This window comes from Ruegeria sp. F12 (assembly GCF_056533885.1).
This window is the reverse complement of the sequence record NZ_JBQFOV010000005.1, coordinates 321,674-340,497: the sequence shown is the minus strand read 5'-3', so window position 1 is coordinate 340,497 and position 18,824 is coordinate 321,674. Positions and strand designations below refer to the sequence as shown.

Here is an 18,824-nt window from a genome sequence, read left to right as displayed (position 1 = left end):
CAAGACCTCATTGTTCCCAAATTATGGGCAAAACAGGCCCAAAATCTTGAATTTGAATCAATTCGCGGCGACAGTTCAGCAGTTGCCAGTTTTTACAGTTACCGAGTTTCACCATGTTGCGGTTTTTCCGATCCACTGCGCCCAGCGCCCTTGTCCCCGAAATTCCAGCAGATTTGCATCTGTCAGCAGATGTCGCATCCGTGTTCCCGAATCGGGGGCAAGTGAACATCCCGCTGGCCGATGCCCGCGAGGACGACATCGCTGGTCGCGATGCGATCGAGCGGGGCCGCCATCTGGCGCGTCAGGGCCTGTGGACGGTTTTGTCGCAGGAAATGAAAGCAGCGGATGAGGCGCGCACGTCTGCCCCGGACGGGATGCCGATTGCAGATCTGCTGGCCTTCGGAGCCCGCGCCGATGTGGTTCTGGCCGTCGAACATGCCCTGTCCGACCTGAAAGAAGTGCGGGACTATGACCTGCTGGGCGGTATCTCAGAGTTGGAAGACGAAATGCGCGAAAACGCCGGTGATCCGATGATCGCGCTGGTGGTTGCGCTGGCGCATATCGACATCGCATGGGCGTGGCGTGGCACGGCCACCGAGGCCAAACTGCCGCCGCTGCATCAATCGCGCTGTGCTGCGCATTTCGACCGGGCTGCGGCGATCCTGCCTGCTTGTCGCGAAGCGGCGCCGGACAGCCCCCTTGTCGCAGCTGCCGATTGCGCTCTGCTGGCGGGACAGCGCAAGACGCGCGTCCGCGTGGCCGACAAATACGAACGCCTGATCACGCTGGACCCGCATAACCAGCGCCACATGCGCGCTATGGGCACGCATCTGCTGCCGCGCTGGTTCGGCAGCTACGAAGAGCTTGAGGTGCAAGCCCTGCGCAATGCCGCCCGCACCCATGATATCTGGGGCGCAGGCGGGTATACCTGGGCCCAATTCGACGCCATCGTCTTGGATGACGAAGCCTGTGCACGGTTGGATGTCGAATATTTCCTGCAAGGTCTTCGCGACATTCTGCGCCACCGCCCCGATCAGGAAATGGTCAACATGCTGGCCGCCTATTGCGCCATCACGATCAAAAAAGGTCAGGGCCAGAACGCCCAAGCCGACGCCGTACGCGCGCAAATCCACGAGGCTGCGAACTGGCTGATCCTTGACCACCTGACCGAGCTGCACCCGCTGGTCTGGGCCCATGCCGCAAACGGGTTCAACAACGCTGTGCGCATCAACTCGACCGAGCGGTTTGCCGCACGCGGCCACCGTGACGCGCTGCGTGCGATTGGCAACCTGTTCAGCGAAGAACTGCGCAAGGGCATGGATGTGACCTTCACCCCCTCGGGCCCGCGCCTGTCCAGCCACTGATTCCCCCTTGCCCCTTTGGCGTGGCACGCCTAATACGCAGGCTTAGACTTCTGCGGAAATAGAGGCGCGCCATGCTCGACCTGACATATGAAATGCCCAAAATCAAAACCATTGCCGGGGCCAAGCACGATTGGGAGCTGGTCATCGGGATGGAGGTGCACGCTCAGGTCTCATCCAACGCCAAGCTTTTCTCGGGCGCATCGACACAATTCGGAGCCGAACCCAATTCAAACGTGGCCTTCGTGGACGCGGCGATGCCTGGAATGCTGCCGGTCATCAACGAATATTGCGTTGAACAAGCGGTGCGCACCGGGCTGGGTCTGAAGGCGGATATCAATCTGAAATCAGCCTTTGACCGCAAGAACTATTTCTACCCCGACCTGCCGCAGGGCTACCAGATTTCCCAGCTGTACCACCCCATCGTGGGAGAAGGCGAAGTGCTGGTCGAAATGGGCGACGGCACCGCGCGAAAGGTCCGCATCGAACGCATCCATATGGAGCAGGACGCGGGCAAATCCATCCATGACATGGACCCGCATATGTCCTTTGTCGATCTGAACCGGACGGGCGTCTGCCTGATGGAGATCGTGTCGCGCCCCGACATCCGTGGCCCCGAAGAGGCCGCCGCCTATATCGCCAAGCTGCGCCAGATCATGCGTTATCTGGGCACCTGCGACGGCAACATGCAGAACGGCAACTTGCGGGCGGACGTGAACGTCTCGATCTGTTTGCCGGGCGCGTATGAGAAGTATCAGGAAACGCAGGACTTCTCGCATCTGGGCACGCGGTGCGAGATCAAGAACATGAACTCGATGCGTTTTATCCAGCAAGCGATTGAGGTCGAAGCCCGTCGTCAGATCGCCATCGTTGAAGCTGGTGGGGAAGTAGAGCAGGAGACCCGCCTCTATGACCCGGACAAGGCTGAGACACGCTCGATGCGGTCCAAGGAAGAGGCGCATGATTACCGCTATTTCCCCGATCCCGACCTGCTGCCATTGGAAATTGAACAAGGCTGGGTCGACGACATTGCCGCCAAATTGCCCGAACTGCCCGACGCCAAAAAGGCGCGGTTCATTGAGGCATTCGGCCTGACCGACTATGACGCGTCGGTCCTGACCGCCGAAGTGGAAAGCGCCGCCTATTTCGAAGAGGTCGCAAAAGGCCGCAACGGCAAGCTGGCCGCGAACTGGGTTATCAACGAACTGTTTGGCCGCCTGAAAAAAGAAGATCACGACATCACCGACAGCCCGGTGTCTCCGGCGCAGTTGGGTGGGATCATTGATCTGATTTCATCGGATGCCATCTCGGGCAAGATCGCCAAGGATCTTTTCGAGATCGTTTATACCGAAGGCGGCGACCCCGCGCAGATCGTGGAAGAACGCGGTATGAAGCAAGTCACCGATACCGGTGCGATCGAGGCCGCTTTGGACGAGATCATCGCCGCCAACCCCGCGCAGGTTGAAAAGGCCAAGGTGAACCCGAAACTGGCGGGCTGGTTCGTTGGTCAGGTGATGAAAGCCACCGGCGGCAAAGCCAACCCCAAGGCCGTGAACGAGCTGGTTGCCAAGAAGCTGGGCGGTTAAATCTACAGAAATTGATGAAAGGGCGGCAGAGGGCATACCCACTGCCGCCTTTCTTTTGCGCTGTGTCCGGGCAACACAAGCCGGGCACCACGCGAAGGAGACTTTCCCAATGGCCTCAAAATGCTAGATTGCCGGGAACGAACAGGTAGGAAGATCCGATGCCGCGCTACGAATACAAAGTCGTCCCCGCCCCGCAGAAAAGCGGCAAGGCCAAAGGGGCCAAAACCGCCGAGGACCGGTTTGCGGCCTCGGTCGAACAGGTGCTCAACCAGATGGGGCAGGACGGCTGGGAATATCAGCGTGCAGAGTTACTGCCCAGCGAGGAACGAACGGGTCTGACTGGCTCAACCGTGAACTGGCGCAATGTTCTGGTGTTCCGGCGCGAAATCGAACCAAGTTTCGTCTCTACCCGCGGCCCGACGGAAACACCCGAAGGCGTACCTTTGGCCCAGCCTGTTCCGGGCCCCGAAATGGTCGTGGCCCCGGCCCCGATTGCGGAAGAGGTGAAAGAGCCGCCGCTGTCGTTGAAAGGCTCGGAAGCCGCCCCAGAACCGCAGGAAAAACCCTGAGACACACTTACGCGCAGCAGGAATTGCCCTCTTGGATCGGTGGGCAGGGCACTGTCGCGTAAGAACAAAAGACGCAACAGTCGCCGTTCAGAGGTTTCAGCACTGTCTGACAGGACTTGCATTCATAGAACCACTGGCACGCATCTGTGGGCATGGTTTCCGTCTCGACATGCCCGCAGGACGGGCAGGTCAGAGTGGATTCGAGTGTCACTTTTGTTTGCGATCCGTACATGTTCACCTCGGTTTCCGCCATCTTGGCGCTTTCACACCCCGATATCCAGCGCCAGCGCATGGATACGCGGCACGATATCCCCCAGCGCCTTGTGAACGGCGCGGTGGCGGGCGACGCGGGATTGGCCTTCGAACACGGCGGCGCGGATGCGGACGTTGAAATGGCTCTCGCCACCTTCCTGAAAGCCCGCATGGCCCCGGTGGCTTTCGCTGTCATCCACCACCTCCAGCTCATGCGGGTCAAAGGCGGATTGCAAGGCGGTGCGGATTTCGTCGGTCACGGTCATTTTTATGCTCAGCGGCAAAAATTTTACCGCCTCCCCTCTTCTACTTTCGGCTGCTTAGACTAAACTGCTGCCTCCGAGTCGAGAAGATGCGTTCTTAAGGATCACAGCATGACGAAATCAGACCCTTTCGGATTCGATATGTCCGTCTCCAGCGCCAAGAAAAAGAACCCGCGCGGGCGTCGGGGAATGTCGGGCGCGTCTGAGACCTCAGTCCGAATCTGCGATCATGAAGGCTGTGAAGAGGCGGGCAAGTTTCGCGCACCCAAAGCGCCGGATGTGCTGGACGATTTCTTCTGGTTCTGCCAGCAGCACGTGCGCGAATATAACCAGAAATGGAATTTCTTCGACGGCACGACTGAAGCCGAGATGAATGCGCAACGCTCGAAGGACAAGGTTTGGGAGCGTGAAACCAAACCCATGGGCGACCCCGAGGCGCGTGCCTGGGCCCGTCTGGGTATCGAAGACCCGCATCAGGTTCTGGGCGCCAATGGCACGCAGAACAAGGGCCGCACGGCGGGCACAGGTGGCCGCCGCCTACCCCCGACCGAGCGCCGCGCGATTGAAATCCTTGAAGCCAATGACAGCTGGTCCAAGGCCGAAGTGCGTAAAGCCTACAAGAAACTGATCAAGGTGCTGCACCCCGACATGAACGGTGGTGACCGCAGCCAGGAAGAACAGTTGCAAGAGGTCGTCTGGGCCTGGGATCAGATCAAGGACAGCCGGAATTTCAAGTAACGCCTCTATGCACTTAGAGACGCCTTTAACGCTTGTGCTTCCTGACGTTTCAAGCAGCGTATGCGCGTTTGCTTCCATCCGAAAGCATCACTACGGAGTTCTGGGAACAGCGACACCAGTTCCTGCACGTCTTCACGATCGAATGACATTAAAGCGATTTCGCCCAGAAACAGGCTTTCTGTTGGCAAACCGTTCGATGTCAGGATCGTGTGGCGACTACATGCGACGTGAAAGTACGTAACAGGCTGATCCAATTGCACCTGACGTATGGTCTTGTCGTTGACCAGATGAATGGCCGCTGCGAATACCTGAGGTTCTCCGTAAAGCAGTTCAGCACGCCATCCCTCCAAAACAATGCGATGCTGTGGTGAGACGTACAAGTCGCGGTTCGGTAAGCCGTCTCCGAATGATCCTTCTTGAATGCAAACCGGGCGCATATGGGGGGTTCGTTTCAATACTTCTGCGCCAAGGGTTTTTTGGCCAATCCATACTATGGGCAATAGTTCACCGCTTGATGTTCGGACTTTGTCCCCAACAACAAGGTCTTCGACGAGACAAGGACCATGTTCGGTCTCAATCAAAGTGCCTTTTACGAAACAGGGAACTGTACCTGCCGGCAGCGCAACTGTGACAATGAGCGAGTCGTTGTTTCCATTTCCGGGTCCTGTCGAAGCGAATATTTCAAGAGTGAGTGACGTGTTCGGTGGGATAACGGCCCCTTCGGTTAGCTCGACAGTCAAAACTCCGCTTGATGAAATCGAAACGGTGTAATCCATCGGGTCTAATCCACCGGTCCCAGAAACGACCACACTCCAGGATGCTCCAGATTTCGTCGCAAAATATTGCTGCATCACAGTGGACGATCCACTGGGAATCGAAAGCGAAGAGGGGCCGATTATCGAAAGCGCCATCTAGATCTTTACCGCTAAACACAACAACGGACACAAGTTTTGCCCAAACATAAGGTTAGTATGCCAATCATATCACAACATAGCAATGTGATCCTGCATCGAATTGAGGCAAACAAAAACTGGAGAGTAAGGCCCCGATCTTCGGCATTCCAACAGCCGTTCAGCCTATTGCATGGGCTTGAATCGAAATCTGTGCATTTGGGTATCACGACGTTTTTTGGGGAAAATCCAGCAGGACACACGAACCGAGCGGCTTTTCCTTGCCCTTCCACGGAATATGTTGCACCACACACAGGTTCGAAAGCCCGCGCGAGGCTGAGGTATCAAGATAAGGACGACAGGCATGGATTGGCCGATTGACGCAAATGCACATCCTTCAGAAGAGATTTCGGTCCGCGAAGTGTTCGGCATCGACACCGATATGCAGGTCAAACGCTTTTACGAAACAACCGAACGGGTTCCCGAGATTGACTCGACTTACAAGTTTGATCCCGATACGACCCTCGCGATTTTGGCAGGTTTTACCCATAACCGCCGGGTGATGATCCAAGGCTATCACGGTACAGGTAAGTCGACCCATATTGAACAGGTCGCTGCACGCCTGAACTGGCCTGCAGTGCGGGTCAACCTCGACAGTCACATCAGCCGGATCGACCTGATCGGCAAGGACGCAATCAAACTGCGCGACGGCGTTCAGATCACCGAATTCAGCGAGGGCATCCTGCCCTGGGCTTTGCGCAACCCGGTTGCGATCGTCTTCGACGAATACGATGCCGGGCGAGCCGACGTCATGTTCGTACTTCAGCGTGTGCTTGAGGCGAACGGAAGCCTCACCTTGTTGGACCAGAACGAGATTCTGACACCGCACCGCTATTTCCGCATGTTCGCCACCGCCAACACCGTTGGCCTGGGCGACACCACCGGTCTTTACCACGGCACCCAACAGATCAACCAAGCGCAGATGGACCGCTGGTCTTTGGTCGCAACGCTGAACTACTTGAGCCACGACGCCGAGACGATGATCGTCTTGTCGAAGGCTCCGCATTACAACACCGCCGAAGGCCGCAAGATCGTCAGCCAGATGGTGACTGTGGCTGACCTGACCCGGACCGCTTTCATGAATGGCGATCTGTCCACGGTCATGAGCCCGCGGACAGTGATTAACTGGGCCCAAAACGCCGAGATTTTCCGCAATGTTGGCTACGCGTTCCGCCTTTCGTTCCTGAACAAGTGTGACGAATTGGAACGTCAGACCGTTGCTGAGTTCTACCAGCGTTGTTTTGACGAGGAATTGCCTGAAAGCGCAGCGTCTGCCAGTGTCGGATAAGCTGAGAATTGCGCCCATATCGGGCGCAATGCCTCCGGCGGGGATATTTTTGGCCATATGAAGGTGGATCCCGGTGCGCTTTATGCCTCTGGGTTTGCATAGAATAGAGGGCGTCCGAACATGGTGCAGAAGAACGACAATCCTGCTGATCCGTTCAAGAAGGCCTTGGCCGAGGCCACCAAGGTCATGGCCGACGATCCGGAGTTGAGCGTTTCCTACACTGTTGACCCCTCGGGCTTGTCGGGCGAAGCGATGCGCCTGCCGCAGGTCAGCCGCCGCATGACCCGTGAAGAGGTCTTGCTGGCACGCGGCACGGCGGATGCCTTGGCCTTGCAGCGTCGGTATCATGACGACGCGACACACGCACGCTATGCGCCTCCGGGGGATATGGCGCGGGACCTGTACGAAGCAATGGAGACCGCCCGGTGCGAGGCAATGGGCGCGCGCGATATGCCCGGCACCGCCAGCAATATCGACGTCAAGATCGCGCATGAGGCGATCCGGCGCGGCTATGACCAATGCAAGCAACCTGCCGATGCGCCCTTGTCGGTTGCGGCAGGGTATCTGATCCGGCATCTGGCCACGGGGCGCGATCTGCCTCCGGCGGCGGAAAACATCATGAACCTGTGGCGCGGGTTCATCGAGGAACAGGCTGGTGGCGTTCTCGAGAACATTGGTGAGGTTCTTTCGGATCAAGCCGAGTTTGCCAAATTCGCGCGTCAAGTGATCAAAGACCTGGGCTATGGTGACCAGCTGGGCGATGACCCGGATGAGTTGGATGACGAGCAGGAAGATCAGGCCGAAGAGGACACTGAAGAGCAGCCTGACCCCGACAGCACCGGTCAGGATGAACAAGACGAGCAGGACGCTGACGCCACGCCGGAACAGAGCCAGGAAGAGCAGCAGGATCAGTCGCAGGCCCAGGTCTCGATGGATGAGATGGCTGATGAAGAGATGGGCGACGAGGCTGAGATGCCCGAAGGGGAGGCTCCGCTGGAGCCCCCGGCGCCACCGCCAGCTTCGGATGCGGACCCGGATTATAAGGTTTATCTGAACACCCATGACGAGGAGATCGCGGCCGAAGATCTGGCCGAACCGGCCGAATTGGAACGGTTGCGCGCTTATCTGGATCAACAGCTAGAGCCGCTAAAGGGCGCAGTGAGCCGGCTGGCCAACAAGTTGCAGCGCCGCCTTCAGGCGCAACAGAACCGCAGTTGGGAATTCGATCTGGAAGAAGGCATTCTGGACGCCAGTCGTTTGGCTCGGGTGGTGGCGAATCCGACCACGCCGCTGAGCTTCAAGATGGAAAAGGACACCGAGTTCCGCGACACCGTGGTGACGTTGCTGCTGGATAACTCCGGCTCGATGCGCGGGCGTCCGATCTCAATCGCTGCGATCTGTGCCGATGTTCTGGCGCGGACGCTGGAACGCTGCAACGTCAAGGTCGAGATTCTGGGCTTTACCACCCGTGCATGGAAGGGTGGGCAGGCACGCGAGGCGTGGTTGAACGACGGTCGCCCGCAGCAGCCGGGGCGTTTGAACGATCTGCGCCACATCATCTACAAGGGGGCCGATGCGCCCTGGCGGCGGGCACGCCCAAATCTGGGCCTGATGATGAAAGAAGGCCTGCTGAAGGAAAACATCGACGGTGAGGCACTGGAATGGGCCCATCGCCGGATGATGATGCGGCGCGAACAGCGCAAGATCCTGATGGTGATCTCGGACGGGGCGCCGGTTGATGATTCAACGCTCAGCGTGAACCCGGCGAACTATCTGGAAAAGCATCTGCGCGACGTCATCGCCATGGTGGAAAAGCGCAATATGGTCGAACTGCTGGCCATTGGGATCGGCCATGACGTGACACGGTATTATGACCGTGCCGTCACGATTACCGATGTCGAACAGCTTGCCGGTGCAATGACCGAACAGCTTGCCGCCCTCTTCGACAATGACCCAAGGGCGCGCGCCCGTGTGATGGGTATGCGCAAGGTCGGTTGAACGCGGCTTTGGCCGGTCGTTGTCATAAATCGAAGGGCGCGGCCCTGAAGTGATGAGGTAATAAATGTTCCAATCCTTTGCCGTAACCGCGCGCCCCGAACAAGGGCCACCCCGGTTGGCCGCTTTGCGCACAGAGATGGCTCAGGCTGGATTGGACGGGTTTTTGGTCCCTCGCTCGGATGCGCATCAGGGCGAATATGTGGCCCCTCGGGATGAGCGTTTGGCGTGGTTGACAGGCTTCACAGGATCGGCCGGGTTTTGTGTTGCGTTGACCGATGTCGCCGGGGTGTTCGTCGATGGGCGCTATCGCACGCAGGTCAAGGCACAGGTCGCGCCGGAATATACTCCGGTCAACTGGCCCGAAACCACCCTGAGCGCGTGGTTGAAGGATCAGTTGCCCCAAGGTGGCAAGGTGGGGTTCGATCCCTGGCTGCACGCGGCGGCTCAGATCGCCGGCGCGCAAAAGGATCTGGCAGGTACCGGGATTGAGCTGGTGCGTTCTGCCAATCTGGTTGACAGCATTTGGGACGATCAGCCTGCCCCGCCGATGAACCCAGTCAAGGAGCACCCGCTTGAATTTGCGGGCGAGACCTCGGACAGCAAGATCGCTGGGTTGGCCGCCGCACTGCGTGACGCGGGATGTGGGGCAGCCGTGATCACTTTACCGGATTCGATCATGTGGCTGCTGAACGTACGTGGCTCGGATATCGGATATAACCCCGTGGCCCATGGGTTTGCCATTTTGCATGCAGATGGAGGTGTCGATCTGTTCATGGCGGCAGAGAAACTGTCTGCGCCCTTGGAGCCTCAGGTTCGGCTACACGCGCCCGAGGCGTTTCTTGACGCTGTTGCCGCGCTAGAGGGGCCGGTTCAGGTCGATTTGGGAACGCTGCCGCAGATCGTGGCTGATGCGGTGCAGGACAAGGTCGTCGATGGTGGCGACCCCTGTGCCCTGCCCAAAGCCTGCAAGAACCCAGCCGAGATCGCGGGCAGCGCCGAGGCGCATCTGCGCGATGCCGTTGCAGTAGTCGAGACATTGTGCTGGCTGGACACGCAGCACCCCGGCAGTGTGACCGAAACGCAGGTGGTGACGCGGCTGGAGGACAACCGCCGCAAGGACAACGCGCTTCAGGATATCTCGTTCGACACCATCGCGGGCACCGGTCCCAATGGGGCGATCATGCATTACCGCGTGACCGAAGAAACCGATACCCTGCTGGAAAACGGCCATATTCTGGTTCTGGACAGCGGCGGTCAGTATCTTGATGGCACCACCGATATCACCCGGACCATCGCCATTGGCGAGGTTGGGAACGAAGAGAAAGCCTGCTTTACCCGCGTTCTGAAAGGCATGATCGACATGTCGATGCTGCGCTGGCCCGTGGGCTTGGCCGGACGAGATATCGAATGCGTGGCGCGAACGCCCTTGTGGGCGGCGGGGCAGGATTTCAACCATGGCGTCGGCCACGGCGTGGGCGCGTATCTAAGCGTGCACGAGGGCCCTCAGCGCCTGTCGCGCGTCAGCCATGTGCCGTTGAAGCCGGGCATGATCCTGTCAAACGAGCCGGGCTATTACCGCGAAGGGGCTTTTGGCATCCGCATCGAAAACCTCGTGGTGGTGCAAGAGGCCCCTGCCCTACCCGGTGGCGACGACGAGCGGGCAATGTTGAACTGGCGAACGCTGACATTTGTGCCCATCGACCGTCGGTTGATTGTGGTCGAAATGCTCAGCGCGGCTGAGCGCGACTGGCTGAACGCCTATCACCGCGACGTTACGGAAAAAATCCGACCCAGGCTGGGCCCAGCCGCGCAACTGTGGTTGGATGCCGCAACCGCGCCGATCTGACACAAGACTGTCACACTCACAGGGCAGAGGAGAGGCCCGAAACAACTTAAGGGGAAGGAATATCTATGACCGAGATCACCATCAGCAAAGCGTCTGGCAAGTGGAGCGTACGTTCGGGCGGTGCCATTTTGGGCGAAACCACCAATGCGCTTGAACTGCTGGAAGGTGATTTGGAACCGGTCATCTACTTCCCCCGCAGCGATATCGCCATGGCCTTTCTGGACCGCACGGACAAAAGCACCCATTGCCCGCATAAGGGCGACGCCACGCATTTCTCGATCGTCAATAAGTCCTCAACTACAGAAAACGCGGCTTGGAGCTATGAGGACCCAATCCAAGCCGTGGCCGAGATCAAGGATCACATCGCGTTCTATCGCCTCGAGTCAGTCAAGGTCGAACAAATCTAGGACGACCGGGCTAAATCGCCCTCCGCATTGCTTGGTTTGCCTGAAGGTCGTGCCGTACCCGTGCAAAAGCTTGTGCCATCGACGTCAATGTATGCGGAGGGCATCCGATCCTTTGCAAACATGAGGCGTCGACAACCCGAACTAAACCGCTAAATGCCGATCGCACCACATCATCGACTGGGTCTTCTTTCGGGCCGAAAGTCAGGTCGTGGTAGTGGAACCCTTGACCCGGTGCAGTTGTCCCAAGCGTGTGGCGCACCCTATGCGCTGACAGCCAATCCAACAGGCGCTGCAGCTGCGTGTCACCGTCAGGGTCAGGTAGTCGAACAGCTTCGACCGTTGTATGGTGCAGATCATAGCGCAATTGAACCTGTGTTCTGGGGGTCCATATCCGAACGGGTTGGACGAAGTCGATCAGGCGACCGATGCGCTTGCCCCTCAGATGCGGCCCCAGTCCGAAAGTGGCCGTCAACAAACTGATCGGCGCCTGTGACACCGCGTAGACTGAGGCGAACATATCACAGCGCCCATCCACCTTGTGTTTCAACGTCAGCGCATTGAAATTCCCCCGATCCGCGTAGCTGCGGGCCGAGCCCAAAGCGCGATCCAGTCGAAAGCAGTTGATCGTGTAGGGCGCGTGGTCGCGAAACATTAGTCGGTTGAGTTGCGATACGCTGCGCATCAGCAAGCTGGCCGTGCCCCACACACCTGCCGCCAGAAAGACACAGCGTGCCTGAAGCACATCGCCTCCGTCCAGTTCTATTGAGACCAGCCCCTCGCGGGCCTCAATCCGATGCACCCGCCCATCAATAGGTTCGGCTTGCTCAAGCTCATTCAGACGCGCCTTGAATGCCAGGGCCATGGCATCAAGCCCGGACCCCGGTGCCTGCGCGGTTCCGGTCAACAACCGTGGAGCGCTTTTTTCAAATCCGTTATCCAAATGCTCTCGCCGGACACCGCCAGTTATTTCGAGGTCGGCCTGCACCGTATCGCAGGCGGCGCTGTAATCCTTCCAGCTTTCAAGAAAAGGGCCGTCGCCCCAGGGATCACCGCTGTCATAGAGCTGCAACTGCTTGCCCCAATAATTGGCCAATCCCCCAATCTCGGCTGAAGAAAACAGTGGTGGTGCTCCCTCGGACACAACGGTGCGTTCCGTCAGGTGCGCAGGTTGTTGGCGCTCATAGGCGACCGAAACAATTTTGGGCGGACCTTCGACATTGGAGCGTTTGGTTGCGCCGGTTATGACCGCTATAGATAAAGCCTGCCCGCGCATTGCGGTCAGCGCGGCGTAGGCGGCGGGTCCCGCCCCTATGACGGCAACATCAAACACGCGCATCTGCTTGCCCCCAGCGGTGCAAACCACAATCACAGCCCGGAACAGAAACCGGGCAACCGCCCAAGATCACAAGCAAATTTCTGCCGATGGGGCTGATCACTGTGGACTTACACATCGCGCACCAGCAAAGGGACCGGACAACAAGCAGGGGTTGCACACACTATCGCGGAACCAACGCACGTGTGCGTTAGGGGCCACGGGGACCCGCAAAGAGAGGTTCTTCAAATTCATTCGCGTATTGCCTCCAACTATATGAGTTTAGGCACAAAATCAGATCAGTCGTATCAGGTGGCGCAAACTTCTGCGTCGTCAATTCACCAAAAACCCGGAAATAATCAGGTTGTATTTCTCAAATCGAAACCGGGTCGCTTTCCGTAATCTTACCGACAAAACCGGTTTTCGATCAAGGAAGCCGCCGCTCACGCCCGGTTCACGCGCCTGTTGAATGCATTTTAGGTCGCGGCAAGGCAGAATACGCGCGATCATCAGCCGGAGGATGCAATGTCAATAACGCGCCGCAATTTTGTAGGATTACTTGGGGCCGCAACGGCCATGCCCGGTGCCCTGTCTGCGCAAACGGACCCTGTGCTGGACGCGGTTCGGTCCACGCTGTACAGCAGTCGCACGGATTTCGAGAAAAGCATGAAATTTCTGGTCGAGCGCGGCAGCCCTGACGTCGTGCCCGCCCTGCTGACCGCCATGCGCTATGGCCGTCGCCGCAGCGATGACATCACCCAGGTCATGCGCACCCTCACCGGCGAAGATATTGGTACCGACTGGTTCGACTGGATGATCTGGCAGGAAAAGAACCCGCAAGTCGTGCCTCACCCCTCGCTTATCCCGTTCAAGCGCGAAGTGTTGCTGGGCATCGACCAGAATTTCGACGAATTCCTGCGGCCCGAATATCTGCAACGCGACAAGATGAAGATCCGGTTGGAAGAAATCACATGGGGCGGTGTTCAAAAGGACGGCATCCCTTCGTTGGACAATCCCAAGCTGATCTCTGCCTCGGATGCGGATTATCTGAAGGACGGCGATCTGGTCTTTGGTGTTTCTATCAACGGGGATGAGCGCGCCTATCCGCTGCGCATTATGGGCTGGCACGAAATGTTCAACGAAGTGATCGGAGGCGTCCCGGTCGCGCTGGCCTATTGTACGCTCTGCGGGTCGGGTATCTTGTTTGAGACCCAGGTTGAAGGACGGCGGAAGCCCTTTGTCTTTGGTTCATCGGGCTTCCTGTACCGTTCGAACAAGCTGATGTTTGACCGCGAGACCCATTCGTTGTGGAACCAATACACCGGCAAACCGGTCGTCGGCCCTCTGGTCGACAGCGGGATCGAGTTGAAACAGCGCCCTGTGGTCATCACCACATGGCAAAGCTGGAAGGCGTCGCATCCCAAGACCCAGGTTCTGTCGCTCAGCACCGGCCACCGGCGCAACTATGGGTCGGGTGTGGTATATCGCGACTATTTCGCCTCGTCCGAGTTGATGTTTCCGGCGCTGGTCGATCAGTCGCAGCACCGGCAGAAGGACTATGTCTTCGCCATCCGCCAGTTCGGTGCGGCGCGCGCATGGCCGCTGGATGCGTTCAGCAACACGCGGGTGATCAATGACGCGATTGCCAACCGGCCCTTGGTGCTGATCGGCAACCCCGACAAACGCGCCGTTCGCGCCTATGAGCGCAAGTCCAACCACTTTACCGCGTCAGATGGTGGGCTGGTCGACCAGAAGGGCGGAAAGTGGCGCCTGACCGAAGAGGCGCTGGTCGGGCCAGACGACACAGAATTGCCGCGCGTGGCCGGACATATCTCGTACTGGTTTGCGTGGGACAATTATCTGGGTGACACAGCGACGGTCTATCGCGGCTAGGAATGTTCCTCGGCCGCCGTGGCAGCCAGCGCGCGGTTATAGGCTTTCAGCGCATCAATGTGGAACAGCGCGCCGACCGGGTTTTCGCAGCCGTCTTCGTCAATGATCACGACCGGGATACAGGGAATGTCGTCCCGGTCGAAATAGGGCATCGCCGCCTCAAGCGTGGCGCTGGCCTTGACACAAAGGCCTTGTTGGATCAGCGCCTGCGCCTCTTCCCTGGTGATCGAGCGCGGATCGCCAATCGGGCGCATCACCGCCCCCGCCCGCAGCATCGCCAGCAGATAGGCCTGTGGCCCCGCGGCCAGATGCACGTCACGGCGTTCCAACTGTGTCAGGAAGAATGACCGGTCCACAAGGCGCGAGGCCAGTGCGGTGGACATCGAGACCGAGACCATCACCGCCAGTCCGATCTGCCATTCACCGGTCAATTCAAACACAATCAACGTGGTCGAGATCGGCGCGCCCAACACAGCAGCGGCCACCGCGCCCATCCCGGCAAAAGCATAAAGCGACGGTGTCCCCGACACATCCGGCAACACCCCCGTAGCAATCCAGCCAAAGGCCAACCCGGTTAATGCTCCTACCATCAATGAGGGCGAAAAGACCCCTCCGCCCATACGTCCGCCCATTGTGATCGCCAAGGCGACAGTTTTGATAACGGCAAACAGGATCGCGGCAGACAAAGTCAGATCCCCGGCCAAAGCGCGGATCGTGGTCTCATATCCAACGCCAATGATATGGGGAAACCAGATCGCAATCAGACCCAGCATCGCCCCAGACACCGCAGGGCGCAGCCATCCCGGAAGGGATAGGCGATTTTGGATATGGTTGCCGATATCCTCAGCGAAAAAGATCGATCGCATCAGCAGCAACGCCACCAGCCCGCACACAAGGCCCAGGATCAAAAAGGCGGGCAGTTCCACATAGAATTGCAGCGTTCCGGGCGTGTCCAAAGTAAACTCGGTCACGTCGCCATATTCCAGCCGGTTGATCACCGTCCCCGCAACCGAAGCAATCACGATGGGCGCAAACGCATGCACAGCAAAGTGCCGCAGCACGACCTCGAGCGCAAACAATGCGCCGGCGATGGGTGAGTTGAAGCTGGCTGAAACCGCCGCCGCCACTGCGCAGCCCAGCAGGTCACGACCGGTGATCCCGTCGGCATGGATACGATTACTGACCCAGGTCGAGATCACCCCGGCCATGTGCACAACTGGCCCTTCTCGCCCTGACGAGCCACCAGTGCTAAGCGTGATCAGCGAGGCAAACAGAGACGCGACTCCGGCCTTCCGCTCGACCCGACCATCGGTCAGCGCCGCTCCTTCGATCACGTCCGCGACCGAGCGCACCCTCCCGTCATCGGTGAACCTGTGCAGGATGATCCCCACGATTAGACCCCCGACAATGGGGGTGATCAGGATCATGAACCAAGGCAACATCTCGGCGTGGCTGTGGAGTAGTAGGATGTTTTCCGTATCATAGACCCAGGCTTGCAAGGCGCGGATCGCCTTGCGAAATCCAAGCGCCATGAACCCGGCTGCGATCCCGATCACAAGCGCGATAAGCCAGAACTGAAACTGGCTGGGTCCGCGTCGCCGCATCACCCGCCATGCATCCTTTATGGCGGCCAAAGCCTGATGCAGCTGGTTGCGCAAAACGGTGCGGGTTGATTGGCTCATGTGCCCTCGGGGGATCAGTACCTACCCCTTACTAAGCTACGGGCGGCACGGATAAAAGCGGGATCGCGCAGGTGAGAAGGTCTATGCGTCTAACAGGGCACGCGCGGCGGCGCGCGCCTCGTCCGTGATGGTGTCGCCTGCAACCATGCGGGCGATCTCATCCACCCGGTCCGGGTCAGCCAACGGGATGACGGTCGACAGAGTTTGCCCCTCGGTGACTTGTTTTTGAACCCGCCAGTGATGTGCCGCACGCGCAGCTACTTGAGGCGAGTGCGTCACGACCAGAACCTGCCCGCCCTGCGCAAGCGAGGCCAGACGGCGGCCCACCGCATCGGCAGTTGCCCCGCCGACACCGCGGTCGATTTCATCGAAGATCATCGTGCGGGCGCTATCTTCGCCGGTCAGACAGACCTTGAGCGCCAGCAGGAAGCGGCTGAGCTCTCCACCCGAGGCGATCTTGTTCAGCGGACCCGAAGGTGCGCCGGGGTTGGTGGCAACGGTAAAGGCCACTGCGTCGGCGCCCTCGGGGCCGGGATCAGTGGGAGATATTTCGGTCTGAAACACCGCTCGTTCCATCTTGAGCGGCGCAAGCTCGGCCATCACAGCCGCATCCAACTGCCCCGCTGCCTGCCGGCGCGCATTACTAAGCGCTGTCGCAGCCCTGTCATAGGCAGCCTGCGCAGCCTCAACCGCAGCACGCTGATCAGCCAGATCGGCATCACCTGCGTCCAGTTTGTGCAGACGCTCACGTAGCGTATCGGCAAACGCGCCCAGATCATCGGGGGCCACGTCATGTTTGCGGCCAAGTGCGCGGATGGCGAACAGACGCTCCTCGGCCTGCTCCAATTCTGCGGGGTTGAAGTCCAAAGCTTGTAGGCAGACATTGACGCCATCCTGCGCCTCGCCCAGTTCGATCAGGGCGCGGCCAAGCGCGGCGATGGGTTCCTCTAACTGACCGCCCGCGTTGTCGGATACGCCTTCCAGCCAACGGACTGCGTCGGACATGGCGCCTTCAGCCCCGTCTCCGCCCAGCAGGTCAAAGGCCCGCACCACGTCGTCTCGTATGCGCTCGGCTCCCTGCATCATGCGGCGGCGGGCGTCCAGTTCGGCGTCTTCGCCCGGTTGTGGGTCCAGCTTGTCTAACTCTGCCACGGCGTGACGCAAGAATTCCTCTTCCGCGCGCATAGCGGCCAAGGCAGCCTCGGTCTCGGCCAACGCTTTCCGCGCGCGCGACATCCCGTTCCAGGCCGCACGAACCGAGGCCAGATCATCCGCGACCCCGGCATAGTCATCCAGCATCGCCCGATGCCCGCGCGGGTTCAACAGGCCTCGGTCATCATGCTGACCGTGCAACTCAACCAATGTCTCAGACAACGTCCGTAACACCTCGCCCGAGCAGCGGCGGTCATTGACCCACGCGGTCTTGCGCCCCTCGGCGGTGTTCACGCGGCGCAGGATCAATTCCTCGCCGCTGGGCAATCCGGCCTCGGCCAGAATGGCGTGGGCGGGATGATCGTCCGATAGCTCGAACTCGGCCACAACCTCGCCCTGCGCAGCACCCTGACGGACCAATTCGGCGCGACCGCGCCAGCCCAGCACAAAGCCCAGCGAATCCAGAAGAATTGACTTTCCCGCACCGGTTTCACCGGTCAACGCGTTCAGGCCCGGTTGGAAGGTCAGTTCCAACCGGTCGATGATTAGCATGTCGCGGATATCAAGGGCGCGCAGCATCGGGTCTTAGCGTCCCACGCCGTTCGTCATGACGATTACAACCACTCACCTTTGACGGTCTGGCGGTAGATCTGGCTCAGCCAGTTGTTGCCCAGGCTTCTGGGTTTCAGCCCACGCGATGTCAGCAGCTTGTAGCCCGCATCATACCATTCCGACGAGCGGTAGTTGAACCCAAGGATCGCACCGGCCGACTGCGCCTCATCCACCAGCCCCAAGGACAGGTAGGACTCGATCAGACGATAAAGCGCCTCGGCGGTATGAGAGGTGGTCTGGAAATCCTCGACCACAACGCGGAACCTGTTGATTGCCGCCGTATAGTGATCCTGACGTAGATAATAACGCCCGATCTCCATCTCCTTGCCCGCCAGGTGATCAAAGGCCAGATCGAATTTCAGAACGGCAGAGGTCGCGTATTCGCTGTCCGGATAGACTTCGATCACCGTGCGCAGAGATTGCAATGCCTGAAAGGTCAGACCCTGATCGCGCCCGACCTCGTCAATCTGATCATAGTAGCTAAGCGCCAGAAGGTACTGCGCATAGGCCGCATCTTCATCCGCCGGATAGAAGTCGATGAAGCGCTGCGCAGCAGCGCGGCTTTCTTCGTAGTTCTTGTCCGAGTGATACGAGAACGCCTGCATGATCAGCGCGCGCTTCGCCCAATCCGAATAGGGATAAAGACGCTCGACTTCCGAGAAATACCACGCCGCATCGTCCGAGCGATTCTGCGACAGCTCAAACTCACCGCGTGTAAAAATTTGCTCGGGGGTAAACCCCTCAAGGTTCTGGCTGCGGTCGGCCCCTTGGCCGCCACATGCTGACAAAACTGCTGTCAGAAGAATCGCGCCCGCGAATCTGACCGCCGCCCTGGTGCCACCCATTCCGCCTATCCTTGTTGTATTACTTGTCGGAGCGAACCCCGGATTTAGGCTTGGTTTAGCACATATAATT

General features: G+C 59.1%; 16 protein-coding genes. 9 read left to right on the top strand and 7 right to left on the bottom strand.

The annotated features are described in order from the left end of the window. Positions 1-113 precede the first annotated feature (113 nt). The 3 genes from ACR0CA_RS10085 to ACR0CA_RS10075 all read left to right on the top strand — a co-directional run bounded on the left by ACR0CA_RS10085 (position 114) and on the right by ACR0CA_RS10075 (position 3,516). Positions 114-1,364, top strand: a complete 1,251-nt coding sequence (locus ACR0CA_RS10085) for a hypothetical protein (RefSeq protein WP_480898739.1) — start codon at positions 114-116, stop codon at positions 1,362-1,364. 71 nt (positions 1,365-1,435) lie between these two features. Then, positions 1,436-2,947, top strand: a complete 1,512-nt coding sequence (gatB, locus tag ACR0CA_RS10080) for an Asp-tRNA(Asn)/Glu-tRNA(Gln) amidotransferase subunit GatB (RefSeq protein WP_480898736.1) — start codon at positions 1,436-1,438, stop codon at positions 2,945-2,947. Between the two features lie 158 nt (positions 2,948-3,105). Continuing rightward, positions 3,106-3,516 (top strand): DUF4177 domain-containing protein, encoded by a 411-nt coding sequence (locus ACR0CA_RS10075; protein ID WP_170784154.1) that lies wholly within the window; start codon positions 3,106-3,108, stop codon positions 3,514-3,516. Positions 3,517-3,523: 7 nt separating this feature from the next. Here ACR0CA_RS10075 and ACR0CA_RS10070 read toward each other — a convergent pair whose 3' ends face one another. Together ACR0CA_RS10070 and ACR0CA_RS10065 are read right to left on the bottom strand one after the other, a co-directional pair. Then, a complete protein-coding gene (locus ACR0CA_RS10070) occupies positions 3,524-3,748 on the bottom strand; it encodes a GDCCVxC domain-containing (seleno)protein (RefSeq protein WP_480898773.1) in 225 nt (74 codons plus the stop codon). A 31-nt stretch (positions 3,749-3,779) separates the two neighbouring features. After that, the gene (locus ACR0CA_RS10065; protein WP_480898732.1) at positions 3,780-4,034 is read right to left on the bottom strand and encodes a BolA family protein; all 255 of its coding nucleotides are present in this window, start codon (positions 4,032-4,034) and stop codon (positions 3,780-3,782) included. 108 nt (positions 4,035-4,142) lie between these two features. Between ACR0CA_RS10065 and ACR0CA_RS10060 the strand changes: the two genes are divergently transcribed. Continuing rightward, complete coding sequence (locus tag ACR0CA_RS10060; protein WP_170769233.1) at positions 4,143-4,769, top strand: J domain-containing protein; 627 nt, start codon at positions 4,143-4,145, stop codon at positions 4,767-4,769. Positions 4,770-4,774: 5 nt separating this feature from the next. Here the strand turns inward: ACR0CA_RS10060 and ACR0CA_RS10055 are convergent, their stop codons facing one another. Next, positions 4,775-5,545 carry a Hint domain-containing protein gene (locus tag ACR0CA_RS10055; RefSeq protein WP_480898730.1) on the bottom strand — a complete coding sequence of 257 codons (771 nt, stop codon included), beginning with the start codon at positions 5,543-5,545 and terminating at the stop codon, positions 4,775-4,777. Between the two features lie 478 nt (positions 5,546-6,023). Between ACR0CA_RS10055 and cobS the strand changes: the two genes are divergently transcribed. The 4 genes from cobS (at position 6,024) to ACR0CA_RS10035 (ending at position 11,258) form a co-directional block, all read left to right on the top strand. Further along, positions 6,024-7,007, top strand: coding sequence for a cobaltochelatase subunit CobS (gene cobS / locus ACR0CA_RS10050; protein ID WP_170769231.1), 984 nt, complete (start codon positions 6,024-6,026; stop codon positions 7,005-7,007). Between the two features lie 120 nt (positions 7,008-7,127). Next, a complete protein-coding gene (gene cobT / locus ACR0CA_RS10045) occupies positions 7,128-9,005 on the top strand; it encodes a cobaltochelatase subunit CobT (protein WP_480898727.1) in 1,878 nt (625 codons plus the stop codon). Between the two features lie 64 nt (positions 9,006-9,069). After that, positions 9,070-10,851 carry an aminopeptidase P family protein gene (locus tag ACR0CA_RS10040; protein ID WP_480898724.1) on the top strand — a complete coding sequence of 594 codons (1,782 nt, stop codon included), beginning with the start codon at positions 9,070-9,072 and terminating at the stop codon, positions 10,849-10,851. Positions 10,852-10,916: 65 nt separating this feature from the next. Continuing rightward, entirely contained in the window at positions 10,917-11,258 is a 342-nt protein-coding gene (locus ACR0CA_RS10035; RefSeq protein ID WP_170784145.1) for a DUF427 domain-containing protein, read from the top strand. Positions 11,259-11,268: 10 nt separating this feature from the next. Here ACR0CA_RS10035 and ACR0CA_RS10030 read toward each other — a convergent pair whose 3' ends face one another. Continuing rightward, positions 11,269-12,594, bottom strand: a complete 1,326-nt coding sequence (locus tag ACR0CA_RS10030; RefSeq protein ID WP_480898720.1) for a hypothetical protein — start codon at positions 12,592-12,594, stop codon at positions 11,269-11,271. Positions 12,595-13,095: 501 nt separating this feature from the next. On the opposite strand from ACR0CA_RS10030, the gene ACR0CA_RS10025 reads away from it, so the two are divergent. Continuing rightward, entirely contained in the window at positions 13,096-14,463 is a 1,368-nt protein-coding gene (locus ACR0CA_RS10025; protein ID WP_480898718.1) for a DUF3179 domain-containing protein, read from the top strand. On the opposite strand, the gene ACR0CA_RS10020 is transcribed toward ACR0CA_RS10025, so the two are convergent. The 3 genes from ACR0CA_RS10020 to ACR0CA_RS10010 all read right to left on the bottom strand — a co-directional run bounded on the left by ACR0CA_RS10020 (position 14,460) and on the right by ACR0CA_RS10010 (position 18,754). Further along, entirely contained in the window at positions 14,460-16,145 is a 1,686-nt protein-coding gene (locus ACR0CA_RS10020) for a chloride channel protein (RefSeq protein WP_170788335.1), read from the bottom strand. The two genes, ACR0CA_RS10025 and ACR0CA_RS10020, sit on opposite strands and share 4 nt — an antisense overlap. 81 nt (positions 16,146-16,226) lie before the next feature. After that, a complete protein-coding gene (recN, locus tag ACR0CA_RS10015; RefSeq protein ID WP_480898714.1) occupies positions 16,227-17,876 on the bottom strand; it encodes a DNA repair protein RecN in 1,650 nt (549 codons plus the stop codon). A gap of 35 nt (positions 17,877-17,911) precedes the next feature. Beyond that, a complete protein-coding gene (locus ACR0CA_RS10010) occupies positions 17,912-18,754 on the bottom strand; it encodes an outer membrane protein assembly factor BamD (protein WP_170769223.1) in 843 nt (280 codons plus the stop codon). Positions 18,755-18,824: the final 70 nt, after the last annotated feature.

Coding starts and splice junctions, on each gene's coding strand:
- cobT (WP_480898727.1), top strand. CDS start 7,128: ATGGTGCAGAAGAACGACAATCCTGCTGATCCGTTCAAGAAGGCCTTG.
- ACR0CA_RS10075 (WP_170784154.1), top strand. CDS start 3,106: ATGCCGCGCTACGAATACAAAGTCGTCCCCGCCCCGCAGAAAAGCGGC.
- ACR0CA_RS10030 (WP_480898720.1), bottom strand. CDS start 12,594: ATGCGCGTGTTTGATGTTGCCGTCATAGGGGCGGGACCCGCCGCCTAC.
- ACR0CA_RS10040 (WP_480898724.1), top strand. CDS start 9,070: ATGTTCCAATCCTTTGCCGTAACCGCGCGCCCCGAACAAGGGCCACCC.
- recN (WP_480898714.1), bottom strand. CDS start 17,876: ATGCTGCGCGCCCTTGATATCCGCGACATGCTAATCATCGACCGGTTG.
- gatB (WP_480898736.1), top strand. CDS start 1,436: ATGCTCGACCTGACATATGAAATGCCCAAAATCAAAACCATTGCCGGG.
- ACR0CA_RS10055 (WP_480898730.1), bottom strand. CDS start 5,545: ATGGATTACACCGTTTCGATTTCATCAAGCGGAGTTTTGACTGTCGAG.
- ACR0CA_RS10060 (WP_170769233.1), top strand. CDS start 4,143: ATGACGAAATCAGACCCTTTCGGATTCGATATGTCCGTCTCCAGCGCC.
- ACR0CA_RS10025 (WP_480898718.1), top strand. CDS start 13,096: ATGTCAATAACGCGCCGCAATTTTGTAGGATTACTTGGGGCCGCAACG.
- cobS (WP_170769231.1), top strand. CDS start 6,024: ATGGATTGGCCGATTGACGCAAATGCACATCCTTCAGAAGAGATTTCG.
- ACR0CA_RS10020 (WP_170788335.1), bottom strand. CDS start 16,145: ATGAGCCAATCAACCCGCACCGTTTTGCGCAACCAGCTGCATCAGGCT.
- ACR0CA_RS10085 (WP_480898739.1), top strand. CDS start 114: ATGTTGCGGTTTTTCCGATCCACTGCGCCCAGCGCCCTTGTCCCCGAA.
- ACR0CA_RS10065 (WP_480898732.1), bottom strand. CDS start 4,034: ATGACCGTGACCGACGAAATCCGCACCGCCTTGCAATCCGCCTTTGAC.
- ACR0CA_RS10070 (WP_480898773.1), bottom strand. CDS start 3,748: ATGTACGGATCGCAAACAAAAGTGACACTCGAATCCACTCTGACCTGC.
- ACR0CA_RS10035 (WP_170784145.1), top strand. CDS start 10,917: ATGACCGAGATCACCATCAGCAAAGCGTCTGGCAAGTGGAGCGTACGT.
- ACR0CA_RS10010 (WP_170769223.1), bottom strand. CDS start 18,754: ATGGGTGGCACCAGGGCGGCGGTCAGATTCGCGGGCGCGATTCTTCTG.